This is a genomic window from Streptomyces thermoalcalitolerans (assembly GCF_039525155.1).
GTDB lineage: Bacteria > Actinomycetota > Actinomycetes > Streptomycetales > Streptomycetaceae > Streptomyces > Streptomyces thermovulgaris.
In genome coordinates, this window is the sequence record NZ_BAAAHG010000124.1 from 1 (window position 1) to 1,741 (window position 1,741).

Below are 1,741 nucleotides of genomic sequence, written 5' to 3' on the forward strand. Positions count from 1 at the left end.
GCCGGTGTACATGTGCACGCCGCAGGGCAGGCAGGGGTCGAAGCTGCGGACGGTGCGCATGATGTCGATGCCTTTGAAGGTGTCGGGGCCGTTTTCCTCGAAGATGGGCTGGCCCTGGACGGCGTCTTCGTAGGGGCCGGGGGTGCCGTAGTGGTCGCGGGGGCTGGCGTTCCAGGGGGTGGGGGGATAGGGGTGGTAGTTGGCGATTTTGTGGTCGCGGATGACGAGGTGGTGGGAGAGCACGCCGCGGACGGCTTCGTGGAAGCCGCAGCCGATGGCCTGTTCGGGGACGGTGTAGTTGGTGAAGGTTCGGGTCTCGCCGGCGCGCACCAGGTCGGTGGCCTGCTGCAGGATGTGCAGGGCCATGGCGGCGGCGTAGGCGATGAAGTAGGGGCGGGCGCGGTCGCGTTCGAGGGTGTTGGACCATTTGGGGATGGTCCACTCCAGGGTGGTCTCGGGCAGGGTTTCGCCTTTGGGCAGGGTGATGCGCACGCTGTGGCCGGTGGCTTTGATGTAGGGGGTGTCGACCAGGCCGCTCAGGGCGGTGGACCACAGGCGGGCCAGGGGGCCGCCGCCGGTGTCCAGGGCGAGGTGCCGGCCGGTCTCGGGGTGGTACCAGCGTGGGCTCATCACCCAGGAGTAGGCGCCGTCAAAGTCGCGTTTTTGGGGGTGGGGCAGGGTGGTCTGGTTCCAGGGGTGGCGGATGTCGACGGGGTTGCCGAGGGGGTCGTGGGTGACGAAGGGTTCTTCGCTTGTCCAGTCGTCGTAGTAGGAGGAGCCGAGCAGGATGCGCAGGCCGAGGTTGATGTCGACGAGGTTGTTGGTGACCAGCTGTCCGTCGACGATGATGCCGGGGGTGACGTGCATGGCCTTGCCCCAGGCGTTCATGGTCTCGTAGCGGTAGTCGCAGATGTCGGGGTTTTGGAAGGCGCCCCAGCAGGCCAGCAGGATGCGGCGGCGGCCGACTTCCTCGTAGCCGGGCAGGGCCTGGTAGAAGAAGTCGAAGACGTCGTCGTTCATCGCGACGGCTTTTTTGATGAAGTCGATCACGTGCATCAGGCGGGTGAGGTAGTCGGTGAACACCGACGGCTGGGGCATGGTGCCCACCCCGCCGGGATAGAGGGTGGAGGGGTGCACGTGGCGGCCTTCCATCAGGCAGAACATCTCCCGGGTGATGCGGGAGGTCTTCAGCGCCTGTTTGTAGGCCTCGCCTTCGAAGGGGTTGAAGGCGCGCATGATGTCGGCGATGGTGCGGTGGCCGTGCAGGTGGCCGCGGGGGGCGTCGGTGCGTTCGGCGCGGGCCAGCAGTGAGGGGTTGGTGGCCTTGACCATGGCCTCGCAGAAGTCGACGAAGACGAGGTTGTCCTGGAAGAGGGTGTGGTCGAACATGTACTCGGCGGCTTCGCCGAGGTTGGTGATGTGCTCGGCCAGCGGCGGGGGTTTGATGCCGTAGGCCATCTGCTGGGCGTAGTTGGAGCAGGTGGTGTGGTTGTCGCCGCAGATCCCGCAGATCCGTGAGGTGATGAAGCCGGCGTCGCGGGGGTCCTTGCCGCGCATGAACACCGCGTAGCCGCGGAAGAGGGAGGAGGTGGAGTGGCACTCGACCACCTCCCGGTTGGCGAAATCGATCTTTGTGTAGATGCCCAGGTTCCCGATGATCCGGGTGATCGGGTCCCAGGACATGTCCACCAGCTGCGCGGGCCTGCGCCCCGCCGCACGAGCCTCCGTCGTCGTCATGTCG

The 1,741-nt window shown here is 66.5% G+C and carries 1 protein-coding gene; it reads right to left on the bottom strand.

The window, feature by feature from the left end; translation table 11 throughout:
* Nucleotides 1-1,737: nickel-dependent hydrogenase large subunit (locus tag ABD224_RS29075; protein WP_344055285.1), on the bottom strand; the 1,737-nt coding region annotated here is incomplete at its 3' end.
* Between the last annotated feature and the right edge of the window lie 4 nt (nt 1,738-1,741).